The 16,897-nt window shown below is 72.6% G+C and carries 15 protein-coding genes; 3 read left to right on the top strand and 12 right to left on the bottom strand.

Annotated features, from left to right (window positions below; genetic code table 11):
• Nucleotides 1-43: 43 nt before the first annotated feature.
• On the top strand, nucleotides 44-2,386 hold the full coding sequence (locus tag ACSUPV_RS39980; RefSeq protein WP_436949724.1) for a SpoIIE family protein phosphatase: 2,343 nt from the start codon (nucleotides 44-46) through the stop codon (nucleotides 2,384-2,386).
• Nucleotides 2,387-2,491: 105 nt separating this feature from the next.
• On the opposite strand, the gene ACSUPV_RS39985 is transcribed toward ACSUPV_RS39980, so the two are convergent.
• The 3 genes from ACSUPV_RS39985 to ACSUPV_RS39995 are packed head-to-tail and all read right to left on the bottom strand — an operon-like array spanning nucleotide 2,492 to nucleotide 4,158.
• The gene (locus ACSUPV_RS39985) at nucleotides 2,492-3,106 is read right to left on the bottom strand and encodes a DNA polymerase ligase N-terminal domain-containing protein (protein WP_436949726.1); all 615 of its coding nucleotides are present in this window, start codon (nucleotides 3,104-3,106) and stop codon (nucleotides 2,492-2,494) included.
• Between the two features lie 38 nt (nucleotides 3,107-3,144).
• Nucleotides 3,145-3,975: an aldo/keto reductase gene (locus ACSUPV_RS39990; protein WP_037758383.1), complete on the bottom strand. Its 831-nt coding sequence runs from the start codon at nucleotides 3,973-3,975 to the stop codon at nucleotides 3,145-3,147.
• Nucleotides 3,976-4,035: 60 nt separating this feature from the next.
• The gene (locus ACSUPV_RS39995; RefSeq protein ID WP_359792000.1) at nucleotides 4,036-4,158 is read right to left on the bottom strand and encodes a hypothetical protein; all 123 of its coding nucleotides are present in this window, start codon (nucleotides 4,156-4,158) and stop codon (nucleotides 4,036-4,038) included.
• Between ACSUPV_RS39995 and ACSUPV_RS40000 the strand changes: the two genes are divergently transcribed.
• Nucleotides 4,148-5,137, top strand: a complete 990-nt coding sequence (locus ACSUPV_RS40000; protein ID WP_359791997.1) for a LacI family DNA-binding transcriptional regulator — start codon at nucleotides 4,148-4,150, stop codon at nucleotides 5,135-5,137. The two genes, ACSUPV_RS39995 and ACSUPV_RS40000, sit on opposite strands and share 11 nt — an antisense overlap.
• On the opposite strand, the gene ACSUPV_RS40005 is transcribed toward ACSUPV_RS40000, so the two are convergent.
• The 4 genes from ACSUPV_RS40005 to ACSUPV_RS40020 are packed head-to-tail and all read right to left on the bottom strand — an operon-like array spanning nucleotide 5,100 to nucleotide 9,710.
• Nucleotides 5,100-6,479 carry a glycoside hydrolase family 32 protein gene (locus tag ACSUPV_RS40005; protein WP_436949728.1) on the bottom strand — a complete coding sequence of 460 codons (1,380 nt, stop codon included), beginning with the start codon at nucleotides 6,477-6,479 and terminating at the stop codon, nucleotides 5,100-5,102. The genes ACSUPV_RS40000 and ACSUPV_RS40005 overlap by 38 nt on opposite strands.
• Entirely contained in the window at nucleotides 6,476-7,330 is an 855-nt protein-coding gene (locus ACSUPV_RS40010) for a carbohydrate ABC transporter permease (RefSeq protein ID WP_031116331.1), read from the bottom strand. The genes ACSUPV_RS40005 and ACSUPV_RS40010 overlap by 4 nt, the downstream gene beginning before the upstream one ends.
• Before the next feature lie 17 nt (nucleotides 7,331-7,347).
• Nucleotides 7,348-8,304, bottom strand: a complete 957-nt coding sequence (locus ACSUPV_RS40015) for a carbohydrate ABC transporter permease (RefSeq protein ID WP_037758393.1) — start codon at nucleotides 8,302-8,304, stop codon at nucleotides 7,348-7,350.
• Complete coding sequence (locus ACSUPV_RS40020; protein WP_037758396.1) at nucleotides 8,301-9,710, bottom strand: extracellular solute-binding protein; 1,410 nt, start codon at nucleotides 9,708-9,710, stop codon at nucleotides 8,301-8,303. Before ACSUPV_RS40020 ends, ACSUPV_RS40015 begins: the two co-directional genes overlap by 4 nt.
• A gap of 160 nt (nucleotides 9,711-9,870) precedes the next feature.
• Here ACSUPV_RS40020 and ACSUPV_RS40025 point away from each other — a divergent pair, with 160 nt between their 5' ends.
• Nucleotides 9,871-11,412 carry a glycoside hydrolase family 32 protein gene (locus tag ACSUPV_RS40025; RefSeq protein ID WP_436949730.1) on the top strand — a complete coding sequence of 514 codons (1,542 nt, stop codon included), beginning with the start codon at nucleotides 9,871-9,873 and terminating at the stop codon, nucleotides 11,410-11,412.
• Nucleotides 11,413-11,449: 37 nt separating this feature from the next.
• Here ACSUPV_RS40025 and ACSUPV_RS40030 read toward each other — a convergent pair whose 3' ends face one another.
• From ACSUPV_RS40030 to ACSUPV_RS40050, 5 genes are all read right to left on the bottom strand, one after another.
• Nucleotides 11,450-12,478, bottom strand: a complete 1,029-nt coding sequence (locus tag ACSUPV_RS40030) for an LLM class flavin-dependent oxidoreductase (RefSeq protein WP_382617665.1) — start codon at nucleotides 12,476-12,478, stop codon at nucleotides 11,450-11,452.
• An 80-nt stretch (nucleotides 12,479-12,558) separates the two neighbouring features.
• The gene (locus ACSUPV_RS40035; protein WP_436949731.1) at nucleotides 12,559-14,064 is read right to left on the bottom strand and encodes a metallophosphoesterase family protein; all 1,506 of its coding nucleotides are present in this window, start codon (nucleotides 14,062-14,064) and stop codon (nucleotides 12,559-12,561) included.
• A gap of 47 nt (nucleotides 14,065-14,111) precedes the next feature.
• On the bottom strand, nucleotides 14,112-14,945 hold the full coding sequence (locus tag ACSUPV_RS40040; RefSeq protein ID WP_382617669.1) for an MHYT domain-containing protein: 834 nt from the start codon (nucleotides 14,943-14,945) through the stop codon (nucleotides 14,112-14,114).
• Nucleotides 14,946-15,075: 130 nt separating this feature from the next.
• A complete protein-coding gene (locus ACSUPV_RS40045; RefSeq protein ID WP_436949733.1) occupies nucleotides 15,076-15,831 on the bottom strand; it encodes a dienelactone hydrolase family protein in 756 nt (251 codons plus the stop codon).
• A gap of 146 nt (nucleotides 15,832-15,977) precedes the next feature.
• A complete protein-coding gene (locus ACSUPV_RS40050) occupies nucleotides 15,978-16,598 on the bottom strand; it encodes an L-threonylcarbamoyladenylate synthase (RefSeq protein ID WP_031116321.1) in 621 nt (206 codons plus the stop codon).
• Nucleotides 16,599-16,897 lie beyond the last annotated feature (299 nt).

The raw sequence follows: 16,897 nt of genomic DNA on the forward strand, positions 1-16,897 counted from the left end.
GGCGCGGTTGATAGAGGGCCGCAAAGGGATAATCCTGGACGATATGGAGGACGCCTCCGCTGCTGCGATCATCGACGCCCGCGGCACAGTGACGGGTTGGAGCGAGGGTGCCCGGCAGCTGACCGGCTACTCGGCCCCGGAGGCAGTGGGCCGGCCCGTGCGGGAACTGCTCGCCGAGGACGTGCCGCCCGAGGCGGTGTCCGCGCGGTCGGGCACCGTCATGGTGCGGCACCGCGACGGCTACCTCGTCGGGATCCGCGTCAGCGCGTGCGCCGTGACCGGCCGGGACGGGCAACCGGGCGGATTCGTGATCACCGCCGCGTCACCCGGCCGCGGGGAGACCTCCCTCGCCGGCCGCGCGTTCCAGCAGGCGTCCATGTCCATGTCCGTCTTCGACACCGGCCAGCGCTACCTGCGGCTCAACGAGGCCGCCTGCCACGTGATGGGCGTGTCCGAGGAGACCCTGCTCGGCCGGTACTTCCCGGAGACCGTCGAGGAGGCCGAGCACAGCCGCGGCTTCAACTGGCACCTGCGCCACGTCGTCGAGACGGGCCGGCCCCTGAGGTACGAGAGCTACACCGGCGCACCGGCCCTGAACCGGGAGCACGCCTGGGTCACCGAGATGTGGCCGGTCCGGGACGGCTCCGGGGAACTGGTGGGCACCGCCCTGGCCGCCTTCGACAGCACCGAGCAGTACTGGGCCCGGCAGCGGCTGGCCCTGCTCAACGAGGCCGCGGCTGCCATCGGCACCACCCTGGACGTGGTGCGCACGGCCGAGGAGCTGACCGGGGTCATGGTGCCCCGGTTCGCGGACTTCGCGAGCGTCGACCTGTACGACTGGGTCCTCGGCGCGGAGGAGGCCCCGGCGGCCTCCGCCGGGGAGATCACGCTGCGGCGGGTCGCCCACGGTTCCGTCACCGAGGGCACCCCCGAAGCCGCCGTCCACCTGGGCGAAGTGGACGTCTACCCCTCGTTCTCGCCGATCGCCCGGGCCATGCGGGAGGGCCGGGCGATCCTCAGCCAGGCGGGGGAGCCGGCGTTCATGCGCTGGGTCGCCGAGCGCAACGCGCGAGCCCCGGAAGGACGCCCTTACCGCAAGGGCGTCCACTCGATGATGGCGGTCCCGCTGCGGGCCCGCGGCACCACCCTGGGCGTCGCCGTGGCGGTACGCGTGGCGCAGCCGGACGACTACGGCGACGACGACGCCGTGTTCGCCGAGGAGCTCGCCAGCCGGGCCGCGGTCTGCGTCGACAACGCCCGCCGCTTCGCCCGCGAACGCACCACCGCCCTGGCCCTCCAGCACAGCCTGCTCCCCAAGGGCCTGCCCGGCCAGGCCGCCGTCGAGGTCGCCCACCGCTATCTGCCCTCCGGCTCGGCGGCCGGCATCGGCGGCGACTGGTTCGACGTCATCCCGCTCTCGGGCAGCCGGGTCGCGCTGGTCGTCGGGGACGTCGTGGGCCACGGCATCCCCTCCTCGGCGACCATGGGCCGGCTGGTCACGGCCGTACGGACCCTCGCCGACGTGGACCTGCCGCCGGACGAACTCCTCACCCACCTCGACGACCTGGTCACCCACCTCGCCACCGACGACCAGGGCGACGAGGTCCCGGAACTCGGCGCGACCTGCCTGTACGCCGTCTACGACCCCGTCACACGCCGCCTGAACCTGGCCGCCGCCGGACACCCCGCCCCCGCCCTGGTGCTGCCCGACGGCTCCGCCCGGCTGATCCCCATGAGCGCGGGGCCCCCGCTGGGCGTCGGAGGGCTGCCGTTCGAGGCGACGGAGCTCCAGCTGCCCGAGGGCTCCGTCGTCGCCCTCTACACCGACGGCCTCGTGGAGGACCGCTACCGCGACGTCGACCACGCCACCGACGAGCTGTGCCGCGCCCTGACCGTGCCCGCCGACTCGCTCGACGCCCTGTGCGACACCGTGCTGAAGGCCGTACTGCCGGAGGACCCCAGCGACGACGTGGCGCTGCTGCTGGCCCGTACCCGGGCGCTCGGCGCGGACCAGGTCGCCACCTGGGACGTGACGCCCGACCCCGCGCAGGTGGCCGCCACCCGCCAGGCCGCCACCGACCAGCTCACCGTGTGGGGCCTGGACGAGACGGCCTTCGTCACCGAACTCGTCGTCAGCGAGCTGGTCACCAACGCCATCCGGTACGGCGCCGCGCCCATCCAGCTCCGTCTGATCCGCGACCAGACCCTCATCTGCGAGGTGTCCGACGGCAGTTCGACCTCCCCGCACCTGCGGCGGGCCCACCAGGACGACGAGGGCGGCCGCGGTCTGCTGCTGGTCGCGCAGCTCACCCAGCGCTGGGGCAGCAGGCAGACCACCCGCGGCAAGACGATCTGGTGCGAACAGTCGCTCACACCGCTGTTCTGATCCTGTCTGCCACACCGGAATGCCGGAGCCACACCAGAATGCCGGAGCGCCGAGGACCTGCGCCGGTTCTTCGACCGGTGCCTGCACTCCCCGGTCCCCACCCGCTCACTCCCCGGCCGCCTCCGACGCGACCTGGGCGAGGGTGCGGCCGGACTTGACCGAACGCGCGCGCCGCGGATCGGGGGCGCCGTGCGTACGGGCCCGGCCCCCGGTCCGCTTCACCAGCAACCAGGCCTCCTCGTCGTCGCCGTGCCGGCCGCCGCGGAACCGGGTCAGGGCGTACTCGCCGTGCAGCTTCGACCCGCTCAGCCGGAACGTCGCGTGCCCGCGTTCCAGCGACTCCGCGAAGTCCACGGGCCGCCCCTCGCGGTCGTGGCTCAGCGGCTCGTACGTGCCGTGGTCCCACACGATCACCGTGCCGCCGCCGTACTCGCCGCGCGGGATCACGCCCTCGAACTCCTCGTACTCCAGCGGATGGTCCTCCGTGGGCACGGCCAGCCGCTTGTCCTTCGGGTCCGCCGAGGGGCCCTTCGGGACCGACCAGGACTTCAGCACGTCGTCCACCTGAAGGCGGAAGTCGAAGTGCATCGTGCTCGCGTCGTGGATCTGCACCACGAACCGGGGCCTCGCTCCGGGGGCGGCACCGCTGCCCCGGGGCTCGCCGGTCCGGGCGAAGTCGCGTTTGCCGCGGTAGTCCCGCAGCCGGTCCCGGTCAGCCACCCGCGGCTCCTTCCTGCCTCGCGGGCCCCGGGTACCCGTCAGAACTCCTCGTGCACCTCGGGGTCCCCGCCGACCCGCCGGTGCGCCCGGTCCGCGACGGCGTCCATCTCGTCCTCGCCGAGCTCGAAGCCGAAGACGTCGAGGTTGGCGCGCTGCCGCTCGGGGCTCGCCGACTTCGGGACGGGCACCGCGCCGAGCTGCGTGTGCCAGCGCAGCACGACCTGCCCGGGCGTGACCCCGTGCGCCTCGGCGATCCGCGCCACGGCCGGGTCGTCCAGCAGGGGCGTGCCCCGGCCCAGCGGGCTCCAGCTCTCGGTGACGATGCCCTTGGCCGCGTGGAAGGCGCGCAGTTCCTCCTGCGGCAGGAACGGGTGCAGCTCGATCTGGTTGACGGACGGCAGCACCCCGGTCTCCTTCTCCAGCCGCTCGATGTGCGCGGCGGTGAAGTTCGAGACGCCGATCGACCGCACGAGGCCGTCCTCGCGCAGCTTGACCATGGCCTTCCAGGAGTCGACGTATCGGTCCACGCGGGGCAGCGGCCAGTGGATCAGGTACAGGTCGACGTATTCCAGGCCGAGGCGGGCCCGGGACTCCTCGAAGGAGGCGAGGGTCTCCTCGTAGCCGTGGTGGCGGCCCGGGAGCTTCGTCGTCACGACGATCTCCTCGCGCGGCACCACGCCGGAGGCCACGGCCCGGCCGACCCCCGTCTCGTTGCGGTAGTTCGTCGCCGTGTCGATCAGGCGGTAGCCCGCCTCCAGGGCCGTGAGGACGGCCTGCTGCGCCTCGTCGTCGCCGAGCGGCCAGGTGCCCAGGCCCAGGGCGGGGAGCGTCGTACCGTCGTTGAGCGTGTGCGTCGGGATGCTGATCACCGTCGGACCTTCCCGTTGACTGTGTCGTCCCTCCAGCGTCACGGATAGGGTGAGCAATGATCAACCGGACAGGTGGGGGATGAGGACGGCGGACGGCATGGGCAGCGCCGAGCGGAAGCCGGCGACGGGATCGGGGCGTCCCACCTCGCGGGACGTGGCCCGGCTCGCCGGCGTGTCCCACACCGCGGTCTCCTTCGTGTTCAACGGCCGCGCCGAGGGCAACCTCTCGCCCGCCACCCAGGAACGCATCCGGCAGGCCGCCGCCCAGCTCGGCTACCGGCCCGACCCCGTCGCGCGCGGCCTGCGCCGCAGCCGTACGGCCGTGATCGGCCTGGTCACCGATGAGATCGCCTCCTCCCCGTTCGCGGGGCGGCTGCTGCGCGGCGCCATGGACACCGCGTGGGCCGGGGAACACCTGGTCCTCACCGTCGACTCGGGCGGCGACCCGGCCAAGGAGGACGCGGCGGTCGCCGAACTCCTCGACCGGCGCGTCGACGGCATCATCTACGCGGCCATGTCGCTGCGCCGCGTCCGCGTCCCCGAGGGCCTGCACCGCACCCACTCCGTGCTGGCCAACTGCCTGCCCGAGGACGACTCCCTGCCCGCCGTCATCCCCGCCGAGCGCGCGGGCGGCCGAACGGCGGCCCGGCTGCTGCTGGAGCAGGGGCACCGGCGCGTGGCGCTCGTCGGCGGGCAGGACGACATCGCCTCCGTGGAGCGGCTGCGCGGCTTCCGCGACGCGCTGCGCGCCGAGGGCATCACCGTGCCGAGGGACTGGGTCGTGCGGACCGGCGGGGAGATCTCCGGCGGGTACGAGGGCGCGGCGCGCCTGCTCGACGGGGCGCCGGCCGAGCGGCGGCCCACCGGGATCTTCGCCTACAACGACCGGGTCGCGGCGGGCGTCCTGCACGCCGCGACCCGGCTCGGGATCGCCGTACCCGGCGAGTTGTCGGTGGTGGGCTACGACGACCAGGAGCACATGGCCGCGTATCTCGCGCCGCCCCTGACCACCGTCGCCCTGCCCCACCGGGCCATGGGAGAGGCCGCGGCGCGGCTCCTGCTGGACTCCATCGCCACCGGCCGGACCCCGCCCGCGACCGTGCGGCGCCTGGCCTGCCCGGTGATCAGCCGCGCGTCGGTGGGACCAGCGCCCATCCGGTGACGGCCGCGTCCGGCCGCGTCACGGACAACTCCGCGACGTCGTCGGCCCGTCGGTAGACGCGCTCGGTGACCATGGCCCGGTCCCCGACGAACAGCTCGTACAGCGAGCCGTCGACGAGGACGCGTACCGTCAGCTCCTCGCCCGCCGGCACGGGGACGACGATCGGCGCCGCGGACCCCTGGCGGGGCCAGGCGTCCCGGTCCAGCGTGACCGTGCCCTCGTCCGGATCGAGCAGGACGGTGAGCTCGGCACCCGAGGCGGAGCGCAGCAGACGCACGGTGGTGCGGCCGCGGGCGCTGACGGTCAGGTCGTACGCGTCCGGCAGCGCCGCCCGGCCCGGGGCGGTGACGAACGGCTCGGCCGCGCGCAGCCGGTCCAGCTCCGGGGCCGGGCTCACGCGCAGCGCCCCGTCCGGGTGGACGTCGACGACGCGGGGAGCGGTCAGCACTCCCGCCCAGTCGGCGTCGCCCTGGTCCCGGGCCTCCCAGGACCAGCCCCACATCAGGGCCCGGTCCCGTTCCTGGAGCACCGCCGGCGCGTAGAAGTCGCGGCCGTGGTCGAGCCGGCCGCCCGCGCGGGCGGAGAAACCCAGGTCGGTGTCCAGATGACCCGTCAGATACCCGGTGGTCCACGGGTGGCCGTCCCACAACGACACGACCAGCACCCACTCGCCCCCGCCCGTCGCGTACAGCTGCGGGCACTCCCAGCCGGTGGCCCGGTCGCCGAAGGCCCCGCGGGCGGCCGGGTCGTGGCCGTCCAGGAGCACCCCGGCGAACCGCCAGTCGGTCAGGTCGTCGCAGTCGTACAGCAGGACGGACGGGGTGCCGTCGCCGTGACCGGCGCCGACGAGTGCCCAGCGCCGGCCCTCGTGCCGGAAGACGAACGGGTCGCGGAACATGACCACGTCCAGCCCCTCCGGCGGGCCCGTCACCACCGGCGTGGGCAGGGGAGCCCACTCGGTCAGCGCGGGGTCCTCCGGGTCCGCCGCCCGGGCCAGGCAGACCGCGCCGAGGCCGGTGTGGTGCCGGTCGACGCCGGTGTAGACGGCCGTCGGCACGCCCCCGTCGTCGACGACGCACCCCGACCAGCAGCCCGCCTCGTCCGGGCCGCCCGGTGTCGGGGTGAGCGCGATCGGGTGGTGCTCCCAGCGGGCGAGGTCGGGGCTGGAAGCGTGTCCCCAGTGCACGTTGGCGTGCACCGGGGCGTCCGGGTTGTGCTGGTAGAAGAGGTGGTAGCGGCCGCGCCAGCGGAAGGGACCGTTCGGGTCGTTCATCCAGTGGGCGGGCGGGCGGACCCGGAAGCGCGGGGCGTGCGGGTCCTGCGGGGGAGCGGCGAGGCTCAACGGTTGACTCCAGCGGAGGTGATGCCCTCACGCAGAGGGCGCTGGCCGACGACGAACACGAGGACGGCGGGGATCATGGACAGCACGACACCGGCGAGGACGACGGAGATGGAGCCGGTGCCGAGGTTGCCCTGGAGGGAGACCAGGCCCAGCGGCAACGTGTAGTTCTGGCCCGACGTCTCCAGGATCAACGGCCGGAAGAACTCGTTCCAGTGGTAGTTGAAGGCCAGGACACCGACGATCGCGAGGCCGGGCGCGGCCAGCGGGGCGTACACGGACCGGAAGGTCCGCCAGGGCCCGGCCCCGTCCAGCATCGCCGCCTCGCCGAGATCCTTGGGCATGCCCAGGAAGTACTGCCGCATCAGGAACGTGCCGAAGGCGGTCGGGAACGCCGGGATGATCAGCCCGAGCAGGGTGTCGGTCAGGCTCATCGACTTCAGCACCAGGAACACCGGCACGATGGTGACCTGCAACGGCACCATCATCGTCGCCAGGACGAGGCCGAACAGCGGCTTCTTGAAGCGGAACTCCAGCCGGGCGAAGGCGTATCCGGCCAGCCCGGCCGTGATCATCTGGCCGATGGCGATGAGGCCCGTGACCAGGGTGGAGTTCAGCGCGAGCAGCCAGACGTCGATCTGGTCGAACACCCCGCGGTAGGCCTCGGTGGAGGGGTTCGCCGGGATCAGCTGCGGCGGCAGGTCGAACGCCTCGGCGGGGGTGCGCAGCGAGGTGGAGACGGTCCACACCACCGGGCCGAGGGTGAGCAGCGCGCACACGGCCAGCCCGGCGATCCGCGCCCAGGGCGCGAGCCCGTGCCGCACGCGGCCGAAGGACAGGGTTGCTTGACTCATGGCAGGACTCACCCGGCTCACTGGTAGTGGACGAAACGCCGGCTGAGCCGGAACTGGAGGGCGGTGACCGCCATGATCAGCACGAACAGCAGCACACCCACCGCGGACGCCTCGCCGAAGCGGAGCTGCTCGAAGGCGTTCTCGTAGATGACCATCACGACCGTGCGGGTGGCGTCGCCCGGCCCGCCGTTGGTGAGGACGTAGGGCTGCTCGAAGACCTGGAGCGCGTTGATGATGCCGACGACGGAGGCGACCAGCAGGGTCGGCGACAGCAGCGGCAGGGTGACGGACAGGTGCTTGCGCAGGCCCGTCGCGCCGTCCAGGGCGGCGGCCTCGTGGATCTCCTTCGGGATGTTGTTCAGCCCGCCGACGAACAGCAGGAACGAGAAGCCGAACTGCTGCCAGACGTAGACCAGGACGACCGTCGCCATGGCCGCGTTCTCCGACGTCAGCCAGGGCACCGGCGCGATCCCGACGAAGCCGAGCAGCCAGTTGATCACTCCGAAGTCCTGGTTGAACAGGTACTTCATCACCACCGAGATCGACGCGGCGGACAGCACCAGCGGAAAGAAGAACGCCGAGCGGAACACCGACCGCAGCCACACCGGCATGCGCCCGTTCACGGCCAGCGCCAGCGTCAGCGCGACGAGCAGTTGCAGCGCCACCGCGAACACCATGAACACCAGCGTGTTGCGGAAGGACACCAGCACGGTCTCGTCGCCGAACACCTCGCCGTAGTTGGCGAGCCCGGCGTAGCTCGGCGAGTCGATCACGTTCCAGTGGAAGAGGCTCAGCACCACCGAGCCGATGATCGGCACGACCGTGAAGACGACGATGCCGACGATCGTCGGGGCCAGGAACAGGGTGGCGAGCAGCCGGGTGCCGCGGTCGCGGGCCGGGGGCCGCTTCGGCGTCGGCGACGGCGGCGTCCCGGGCTCTGCCGCCCGCGCGGGCGGTATCTGGGTGTTCGTCATACCTCACGCTCCATGGCCTTCTCCAGATCGCCCTGCATCCGGCGCAGCGCGGGTCGCACCGAGCGCGGCGAGGCCAGGGCCGTGCCCGTGTGCTTCAGCAGCACCTGCTCGACCTCGGCGACCTGCGGCGGCGCCGGGATCGGCCCCGTGTCGGGGAAGCGGTCGAGGGTGTCGTAGAAGACCGGCCAGTGCGCCGGGCCGGTCTTCTCGTAGCGGTCGGCGGTCAGCAGCGAGCGGCGGGCCGGGGTCGTCTGGTTCGTGGCGAACAGCCGCTCCAGGGTGTCCTTGCGGGCGGCGTACTTGATGAACTCCCACGCCTCGTCCTGCATCGTCGAGGTGCGCAGCAGCGCGTAGCCGGCCGCCCCGTACTGCATGCGCTGGGTGCGCCAGCGCGGGAAGTACTGCACGTCGAAGCCGTCGCGGTCCATGCCCGCCAGGTGCAGGCCGCCCGCCCAGAAGCCGCCCGCCGGGGTGACCCCGACCCGGCCCGTGGAGAACACGCCGATGAGGTTCTGGCCGTTGCCGCCCTCGGGACGGGTGCACAGGCCCTCCTGGATGAGGGAGGCCAGATAGTCGTAGACCTCCTCCACCCGGTCGTGCGTGGCCTGCGGCGTCGTCCAGCGGAAACCCCCGCCGCGGCCCGCGCGCTGCCCGGCCGGGTAGAAGCCGTCCCACAGCCACTGCCCGCCGGGCGCCTTCGACTCGGCGAGCAGGTTGGTGTCGTTGGCGAACAGCCAGGGCACCACGCCGCCCCACAGCCGGTTCGTCCAGAAGTACGGCGTGAAGCGGGAGCCGCCCGTCCTCTTCATGTCCCGCAGCAGCGCCGTGAAGTCGTCGCGGGTCCAGTCCGCCGGCGGGAACGCGGCGCCCGCCCGCTTCAGCACCTGCCGGTTGAAGTACATGTCGGCCGCGTTGAACTCCACCGGCAGCTGGTAGAGGCTGCCCTCGTACATCATCGACTCCACCAGTGAGGGGTGGACGTCGGCGAAGTACTCCTTCAGCTCGGCCGCGTCCCGCTTCACCCACTTGTCCAGGGCCACGCCGAGGCGCTGCGCGAACAGCTGCACGCCCTCGGTGGCGACGTAGACGAGGTCGGGGGCGGTGCCCGCCGCGACCTGGGTGAGGATCTTCGCGAAGAAGTCCGACCAGTCGACGGCCTGGACCGCGTTGATGCGGAGCTTGATGTCGGGGTGCAGCTCGGCGAAGCCCTCCTGGAGCGTGCGGATGGCCTCCGGCCCGTAGGCGGGGCCCAGTGTGGCGACGACGAGGGAGCCGTCGTCCCGGCCGGGGATGTCGGCTCCGGTGAGCCGGTCCCAGCTCGCGGCGGTGCCCGCCAGGGCGGCGGCCCCCGCGCCGTAGGCGCCGTACCGCAACAGGGCGCGGCGGGTGAGGTGCGAGTCGGTCATCGTGTCAGGGGCCTAACTCGTGTTAGCCGTGGGTTGATGCCCCAGATGATGTGAGCGCGACGAGAACCTGTCAAGGCGTGCGACCGCTTGACCTTTAACGAGTTAGGTCCGAAAGTCCTGAAGCCATGAGCCGATGTCTCCGACAGGAGGAACGAGTGTGATGGGCGGGATCACCAGGAGAGCGCTGTTCGCCGGGTCGGCCGTGGGGGCCGCCGGGGCCCTGCTGCCCGCGGCGGGCCCGGTCGCGGCCAAGCCCCGTACGGGGGGCGCGAGTTACCGCGCCGCGTACCACTTCACGGTCCCCGAGCAGTGGAAGAACGACCCGCAGCGCCCGGTCTGGATCGACGGGGAGTACCACTACTACTACCTCCACAACGCCGACTACCTCGCCGGGGAGATCGGCACCGCCTGGCGGCTGGCCACCAGCCGTGACCTGGTCTCCTTCACCGACCGGGGCATCGCCGTACCCAAGGACACCACCCCCAACGGCGACGTCTGGTCCGGCTCGGCGGTGGTCGACAGCGGGAACACGGCGGGCTTCGGGGCGGGCGCGGTCATCGTCCTGGCCACCATGTCCCCGCACGACGGCCCGGCCGACCAGGCCCAGTACCTGTACTACTCCATCGACGGCGGCCGCACGTTCACCCCGCACGGCACCGACCCGGTGCTGCCCAACCCGGGCATGCGCGACTTCCGCGACCCCAAGGTGATCCGCGACGAGGAACGCGGCCGGTGGGTGATGACCCTCGCCGAGAACGACAAGGTGGGCTTCTACCACTCCGCCGACCTCAAGTCCTGGACCTACGTGAGCGGTTTCGTGCGCGGTGGCATCGGGGTGCTGGAGTGCCCCGACCTGTTCCGCATCCGCGCCGCGGACGGCACGGCGAAGTGGGTGCTGGGCGTGAGCGCCAACGGCAAGGGCGCCGGGCTGCCGAACACGTACGCCTACTGGACGGGCTCCTTCGACGGCAGCGCCTTCACCGCCGACGCGGCGGATCCCCAGTGGCTCGACCACGGCTGGGACTGGTACGGGGCCGTCACCTTCGACAAACGGGGCGCCGACGGCAGGCTCGACGAGAGCACCCGCTACGCGATCGGCTGGCTGAACAACTGGGACTACGCCCACATCACGCCGACGATCGACAGCGACGGCTTCAACGGCACCGACTCGATCGTCCGCGAGGTGAGGCTGGAGCGCGGCGGTGACGGCACGTACCACCTGGCGTCCAGGCCGGTCGCCGCGCTCGACCGGTACGTCTCGCGCACCGTGCGGCTCGGCGACCTTGCGGTGGAGGGCACCCGCCTCCTCGAACACCGCGGCACTGCCTACGAGTTGACCTGCGAGATCACCTGGGAGCAGGCGGCGGGCGCGGGCGTACAGCTGCGGCGTTCCCCGGACGGCGTGCGGCACATCGACGCGGGGATCCACCGCGACTACGCGTTCCTCAACCGCCGCCCCTCGGTGTCGCCCGACATGACCGGCCGCTGGCAGGAGAGCCGCAGCCCCTTCGACCCGGCCCGGCGCGCGGTGCGGCTGCGCATCCTGGTCGACCGCACCTCCGTGGAACTGTTCGTCGACGACGGCCGGTACACGCACTCGTCGGCGGCCTTCCCCTACCTGGTCGACACCGGGCTCGCGCTGTTCACCATCGACGGGAAGGCCGTGTTCCGGGACGTCGTGATCCGCGAGTTCAGGGTGTGAGCGCCGGGGGCGAGGTCGTCCCGGACGGAGGCGGGTCTCAGGCGGCGGGCCGCCACCCCAGCGCCGGGCCGAGCTTCGTCGCCATGTCGGTGAGGATCTGCACGTAGTCCTCGTGCGCGAAGGTGAACGGCAGCGCGAACGCCACCTCGTCCACCTCCCGGAACGCCGCGTGCCCGTGCAGCCGCTCGGTGATCTCCGCGGAGGTGCCGACCAGGTCCGGAGCGAACAGCATCCGGGCCGGACCCTGCGGTTCCGCCGTACGCGGGGTGCGCCGGGCGGCGTACTCCTCGTACCGGGCGCGCTGCTCGGGCGAGGCGGAGTCCGTCGGGATCACGACCAGGCCCTGCGACACCCGGGCGGCCTCGCCCTCCGGGTGGGCGGCCCGGAAGGCCCGGATCTGGGCCAGCTGGATCTCCGCGAAGTCGTACGGGCCCTCGGGATCCTCGGCCTTCACGACGCTGCTGGTGAGGAGGTTCATGCCGTGCTCGCCCGCCCACCGGGCCGACCGCAGGCTGCCACCGCCGTACCAGAGGCGGCGGCCGAGGCCGGGGGCGTGCGGCTGCACCCGGTCCGAGAAGGTCTCGAAGCCCTCCACGCCCCGGAAATCCGTCGCCGGCTCGCCCCGTACGAAGCCCAGCAGCCGTTCCACCCGGCCGTAGCCGAAGTCCTCGGCGTCGGCCGTGTCCGGGTAGAGCGCGCCCTTGACCTGATCGAAGTGCATCGGCGGGCCGACGCTCACCCCCGGGTTGAGCCGGCCGCCCGACAGCAGGTCCACCGTGGCCAGGTCCTCCGCCAGCCGCAGCGGGTTCTCCCAGCCGAGCGGGATGACGGCCGTACCGAGCTCGATGCGCCGCGTGCGCTGCGACGCCGCGGCCAGGACGGCGACGGGGGAGGAGATGCCGTACTGGAGGTGGCGGTGGCGCACCCACGCGCTGTCGAAGCCGAGGCGTTCCCCCAGTTCGATGATCTCCAGCGTGGATTCGTGGCCCCGGCGCGGGTCCGTCTCGTCGAACAGTCCGATGGTCAGGAAACCCAGCTTGCGCAGCGGTCGCGGAGTCGGTGGCACGGACCCTCCATCATTGAACGTTCAAGTGGCTACGTCCGTGCCAACCCGGCCGGGCTCCGCACTGTTCCCGCCCCGGCGGATCAGATCAGCGGGATCGTCACCTCGTCCTCGACCGGCGGGGCGAGTTCCTGGGCGCGGTTGCCGGTGGCCGCGTAGCAGCGCAGCCGGACCGCCTCCGGGGAGACGTCCAGGCGCAGGAAGCACTTGAAGAACGGCGGGCTGTACGTCGCCGAGCTCGGCGAGAACAACGACGTGTAGATCTTCCGCACGGGCAGCCGGAACCGCTTGGCCTTGTCGGGGCGGCGGCCGGTGCCGAGCAGACCGGCGACCAGCCGCACGCGCCGGGTGACCCGGGTCGAGGCGTGCGGCGTGCGCGCGGGCGTGATGCCGAGGCGCTCGGCGATCACCGCGGTCGCCTCCGCCTCGGTCAGCGTGAAGAAGCGGGGCATGCGCAGGCGGCGCCCGTAGAGCCGGCTGTAGAAGGCGAGCGAGTCGCCGCGCAGCGGGTAGCAGCGGAAGTCCCGCTCGGTGACGCCGGCGACGCCGACGCGGGGGATGGTGTGGGTGGCGTGCATGAACGCCCCGCCGCCGCCCGCGACCACGTACTGGAGGGTGCGCCCGTCGTCCAGCCGGACCGGATAGCGCTGGTAGTTGTGGATGTCGCCGCCGATCGCCGCCACGTAGTGGTGCGCCGGGTCGCGGACGATCGCGTCGACGGTGCCGCCCCCCTCGATGGCGCACGGCTCGTGCCGGCCGTCCACGTACAGCGGCGAACCGGTGACCAGGATCTTCGGACGGGGACCCTGGGAGACCTCCCGCAGCCAGGCGCCCTGCTCGGCGTCGAGCGTGCCCAGCAGGCCGGTGTCGATGCCGATGATCCGCACCGGCCCGGCGTCGATCGCCCAGTACGGGCCCGGCTGGACGGCCTGCTGGGCGGGGGCCGAGCGCATCGTCCGGGCCTCGGCGAGGCCCCGGCCGTCGTCCGGGCGCGGCCGGTGCCACAGCAGCGAGCGCAGCCACGCCCGGGTCAGCGGACGCGGCCGGGGCTCAGGAGGCAGGGGCGGGGCGTCGTCACAGAAGACGCGCATGAAGCCGCCGAGATCCTCGTACCAGTCGTGATTGCCGGGTATCGCGTAGATCGGCGCCCGGTAATCCCGGTACGGTCGGAAGAACTTGGAGCCGTAGTCGTCCGCGCTGCCCACCGGGTAGATCACGTCACTGGCCAGGATCGCGAAACTGGTGTCCTGACCGGTCCTCAGAAAGCCCGGCACCACGGCGTACTGGGGGTCGTCGCCCTCGCCGGTGTCGCCGATGACCAGGAAGGAGAACCGGTCCGGGTCGTCACGCCGGATCACCTTGTCGGCCGGTGCGCCGGCGGCCTCGCGCTGTGCCACCCACCGGCCGCGAGTCCGCCCGGTGGGGTCGCCCAACCAGGAGGCCAGCACGCCGTTGCGGGCCGCCCACAGCATCCTGGGGTCGAGCCAGGAGATCGTCTCGGTCCGCTGCGGCATCAGCCGCCGGTAGTCGCCGCGTTCGGCGGTGCCCCAGCCGGCGCCTTCGGCGGTATCGCGTGAGGAGTCAGACACCGGTGCACCGTAACAATCGATCTCCGGGCCGCCCGCGGGCGGGCTCCTCACCGCCGACGGGCGGGCGACACCGAGTCGTGCCGCGAACCGCGCGGTGCGGGAACGGAGTTGGCGCCCGTGGTGACCGGGTGCGACGCGGACGGCCGCTCGCCCAGCACGAGCAGCGGATCGAACATCACCACGACCCCGGCCAGCAGCAGGAAGACGACCGGCCCCAGCAGCATGGGCAGCAGCAACGACAGGGGCGACTCACCGGCCCACGTCCCGCCGGTGGTGTCGTGCACATGCACGCTGACCGCGGCCATGCCCGTGTAGTGCATCCCGGACACCGCCACGCCCATCACCAGGCTCGCCCCGAGGCTCGTCCACAGACCGCGCACCGTGACGGCGGCCCAGAGCGCGGCCGTCGCGGCGGCGATGGCGATCAGCACGGACAGCGTGACACCGAGCAGGTCGTAGCCGATGTCGCCGTTCAGCCGCATCGCCGCCATGCCCAGGTAGTGCATGACGGCGACGCCCAGCCCGGTGACGACACCCGCGACCGCCAGAGTGGCGCCGCCCGTGCCGCGGTAGCCGACGATGAACACGCCGACGCCCGTCACGACGACGGCCACGACGAGACTGAGCACCGTCGTGGCCGCGTCGTACCGGACCCGGGTCTCCTCCACGTGGAAGCCGATCATGGCGATGAAGTGCATCGTCCAGATGCCGCACCCGATGGAGGCGGCGCCTAACGCCAGCCAGCCCGCCTTCCACGACTGCGCGTTCAGCAGCGAGCGCACGATGCACCGCAGGCCCAGCGCCCCGCCAAGACAGGCCATCAGATACGCCGCCACCGGCGTCACCGCACCGTAGCGGAACCCCTCGACCGTGCCGTCCATGAGCCAACTCCCCCCGAGTCACGGCTGTGTTCAGCAAGGTCTACGCGCAGGGATCGGGAGAGAGCAAGCCCTTACCGTAGGTAGGGCGGCAACTTCCGTCGACGAGGAGTCGGCGAGGAGCCGATTGGGGTCAGAATGTACGCTTCAGCAGGTCGAGCAGGGCCGCCCAGTGCCGCTCCTCGCCCTCCTGGTGGTAGGAAGCGGTGTCCTTCTGCGTGAAACCGTGGGGCGCGCCGGTGTACACCTCGCACCGGTGGCGGACGCCCGCCGCGGTCAGGGCCTCCTCCAGGCGCTCGATCTGCTCCGGCGGCAGCGACGGGTCCTGGTCGGCGTGGCCGAAGTACAGCTCGGCGGTGATCCGGTCGGCCACCAGGTGCGGGCTGTCCGGCGTGTCCGTCGCAAGCCGTCCGCCGTGGAAGCCGGCCGCGGCCGCGACCCGCTCCGGATGGGTGCCGGCGGTGAGCAGCGACAGACGGGCGCCCATGCAGTACCCGGTGAGGGCGACCGGCCCGTCCGCCACGGCGGGGGACTCGGCCAGCCAGCGCAGACAGGCACCGGCGTCCCGCATCGCCCGCTCGTTCGTCAGGTCCCGCATGAGCGGCATGATCCGCTCGAATATCTCCGGACGCGCCCCCGGGTCGATGAAATCGGGCAGCTCGAACAGCGGGGCGCGGCCGTGCCGGTAGAACACGTTGGGCACCAGCACCGCGTACCCCTCGGCGGCCAGCCGGTCGGCCATGGACCGCAGCTGCGGACGCAGCCCGAAGGCGTCCATGAAGAGCAGGACCGCCGGGTGGGCGGCCCCGTCGGCGGGACGGGCCAGATACGCGTCGGCGGTGCCGTCCTCGGTGGGGATGTCGACAGCGGTTCCCAGTACGGCGGTCATGGCTGGGCTGCCTCTCTGCGGGGGTGTGGGGCATGAACCCGTCCGCGTGACGGGGCGGATCATGGTCATCGTGACACGCCGCTTCCCGGGGCATTTCGCCCGCCCCCGGCACGCGGCGCATCCGTGAACCGCCCTTGGCGCGCCCTTTACTCGAAGCGCGAGGTGTCGCCCGCGCCGCGCCGCACGATCTCGGCCTCCCCACCGGAGAAGTCGATGACCGTCGTCGGCTCGGTGCCGCACTCACCGGAGTCGACCACCGCGTCGAGGACGTGGTCGAGCTCGTCCTTGATCTCCCAGCCCTGCGTCATCGGCTCGTCCTCGCCGGGCAGCAGCAGGGTGCTGGACAGCAGCGGTTCGCCGAGCTCGGCCAGCAGGGCCTGCGTGACGACGTGGTCGGGGATCCGCACCCCGACCGTCTTCTTCTTCGGGTGCTGCAGCATGCGCGGCACCTCCCGCGTCGCCGGCAGGATGAACGTATAGCTGCCGGGCGTCGACGCCTTGATCGCGCGGAACACGTCGTTGTCGATGCGCACGAACTGGCCGAGCTGCGCGAAGTCCTGGCACACGAGGGTGAAGTGGTGCCGGTCGTCCAGCTTGCGGATCGTCCGGATCCGGTCGATGCCGTCCCGGCTGCCCAGGCGGCAGCCGAGCGCGTAGCAGGAGTCCGTGGGGTAGGCGACAAGGGCGTCCGCGCGGATGCTGTCGGCGATCTGGCCGATGGTGCGCGGCTGGGGGTTGTCGGGGTGCACGTCGTAGTACTTCGCCATCCGTCGAGCTTATGCCGCGCGCGGGTGTCGGCCGAGCAGGGAGGGGCGTCGGGGCCGCCTGCCGCCTGCCGCCTGCCGCCTGCCGCCTGCCGCCGGGACCCGGGCCCGTGCGCGTGCGCGTGCGGGCCGGAAGGCCGAGGGGGCGTCCGTCCGGACGTGCGGGCCGGAAGGCCGAGGGGGCGTCCGTCCGGACGTGCGGGCCGGAAGGCCGAGGGGGCGTCCGTCCGGACGTGCGGGCCGGAAGGCCGAGCGCGTCCGCCGGCTGTCCGGGCCGGAAGGCCGAGGGGGCGTCCGCCGGG

It is taken from the genome of Streptomyces sp. SudanB52_2052, from assembly GCF_964272415.1.
Lineage (GTDB): Bacteria > Actinomycetota > Actinomycetes > Streptomycetales > Streptomycetaceae > Streptomyces > Streptomyces olindensis.

What these genes read in the sequence shown, in the direction of transcription:
- ACSUPV_RS40020 (WP_037758396.1), bottom strand. Translation starts at nt 9,710, where the DNA reads ATGACCGACTCGCACCTCACCCGCCGCGCCCTGTTGCGGTACGGCGCC.
- ACSUPV_RS40010 (WP_031116331.1), bottom strand. Translation starts at nt 7,330, where the DNA reads ATGAGTCAAGCAACCCTGTCCTTCGGCCGCGTGCGGCACGGGCTCGCG.
- ACSUPV_RS40015 (WP_037758393.1), bottom strand. Translation starts at nt 8,304, where the DNA reads ATGACGAACACCCAGATACCGCCCGCGCGGGCGGCAGAGCCCGGGACG.
- ACSUPV_RS40025 (WP_436949730.1), top strand. Translation starts at nt 9,871, where the DNA reads ATGGGCGGGATCACCAGGAGAGCGCTGTTCGCCGGGTCGGCCGTGGGG.
- ACSUPV_RS39980 (WP_436949724.1), top strand. Translation starts at nt 44, where the DNA reads ATGGAGGACGCCTCCGCTGCTGCGATCATCGACGCCCGCGGCACAGTG.
- ACSUPV_RS40045 (WP_436949733.1), bottom strand. Translation starts at nt 15,831, where the DNA reads ATGACCGCCGTACTGGGAACCGCTGTCGACATCCCCACCGAGGACGGC.
- ACSUPV_RS40040 (WP_382617669.1), bottom strand. Translation starts at nt 14,945, where the DNA reads ATGGACGGCACGGTCGAGGGGTTCCGCTACGGTGCGGTGACGCCGGTG.
- ACSUPV_RS40050 (WP_031116321.1), bottom strand. Translation starts at nt 16,598, where the DNA reads ATGGCGAAGTACTACGACGTGCACCCCGACAACCCCCAGCCGCGCACC.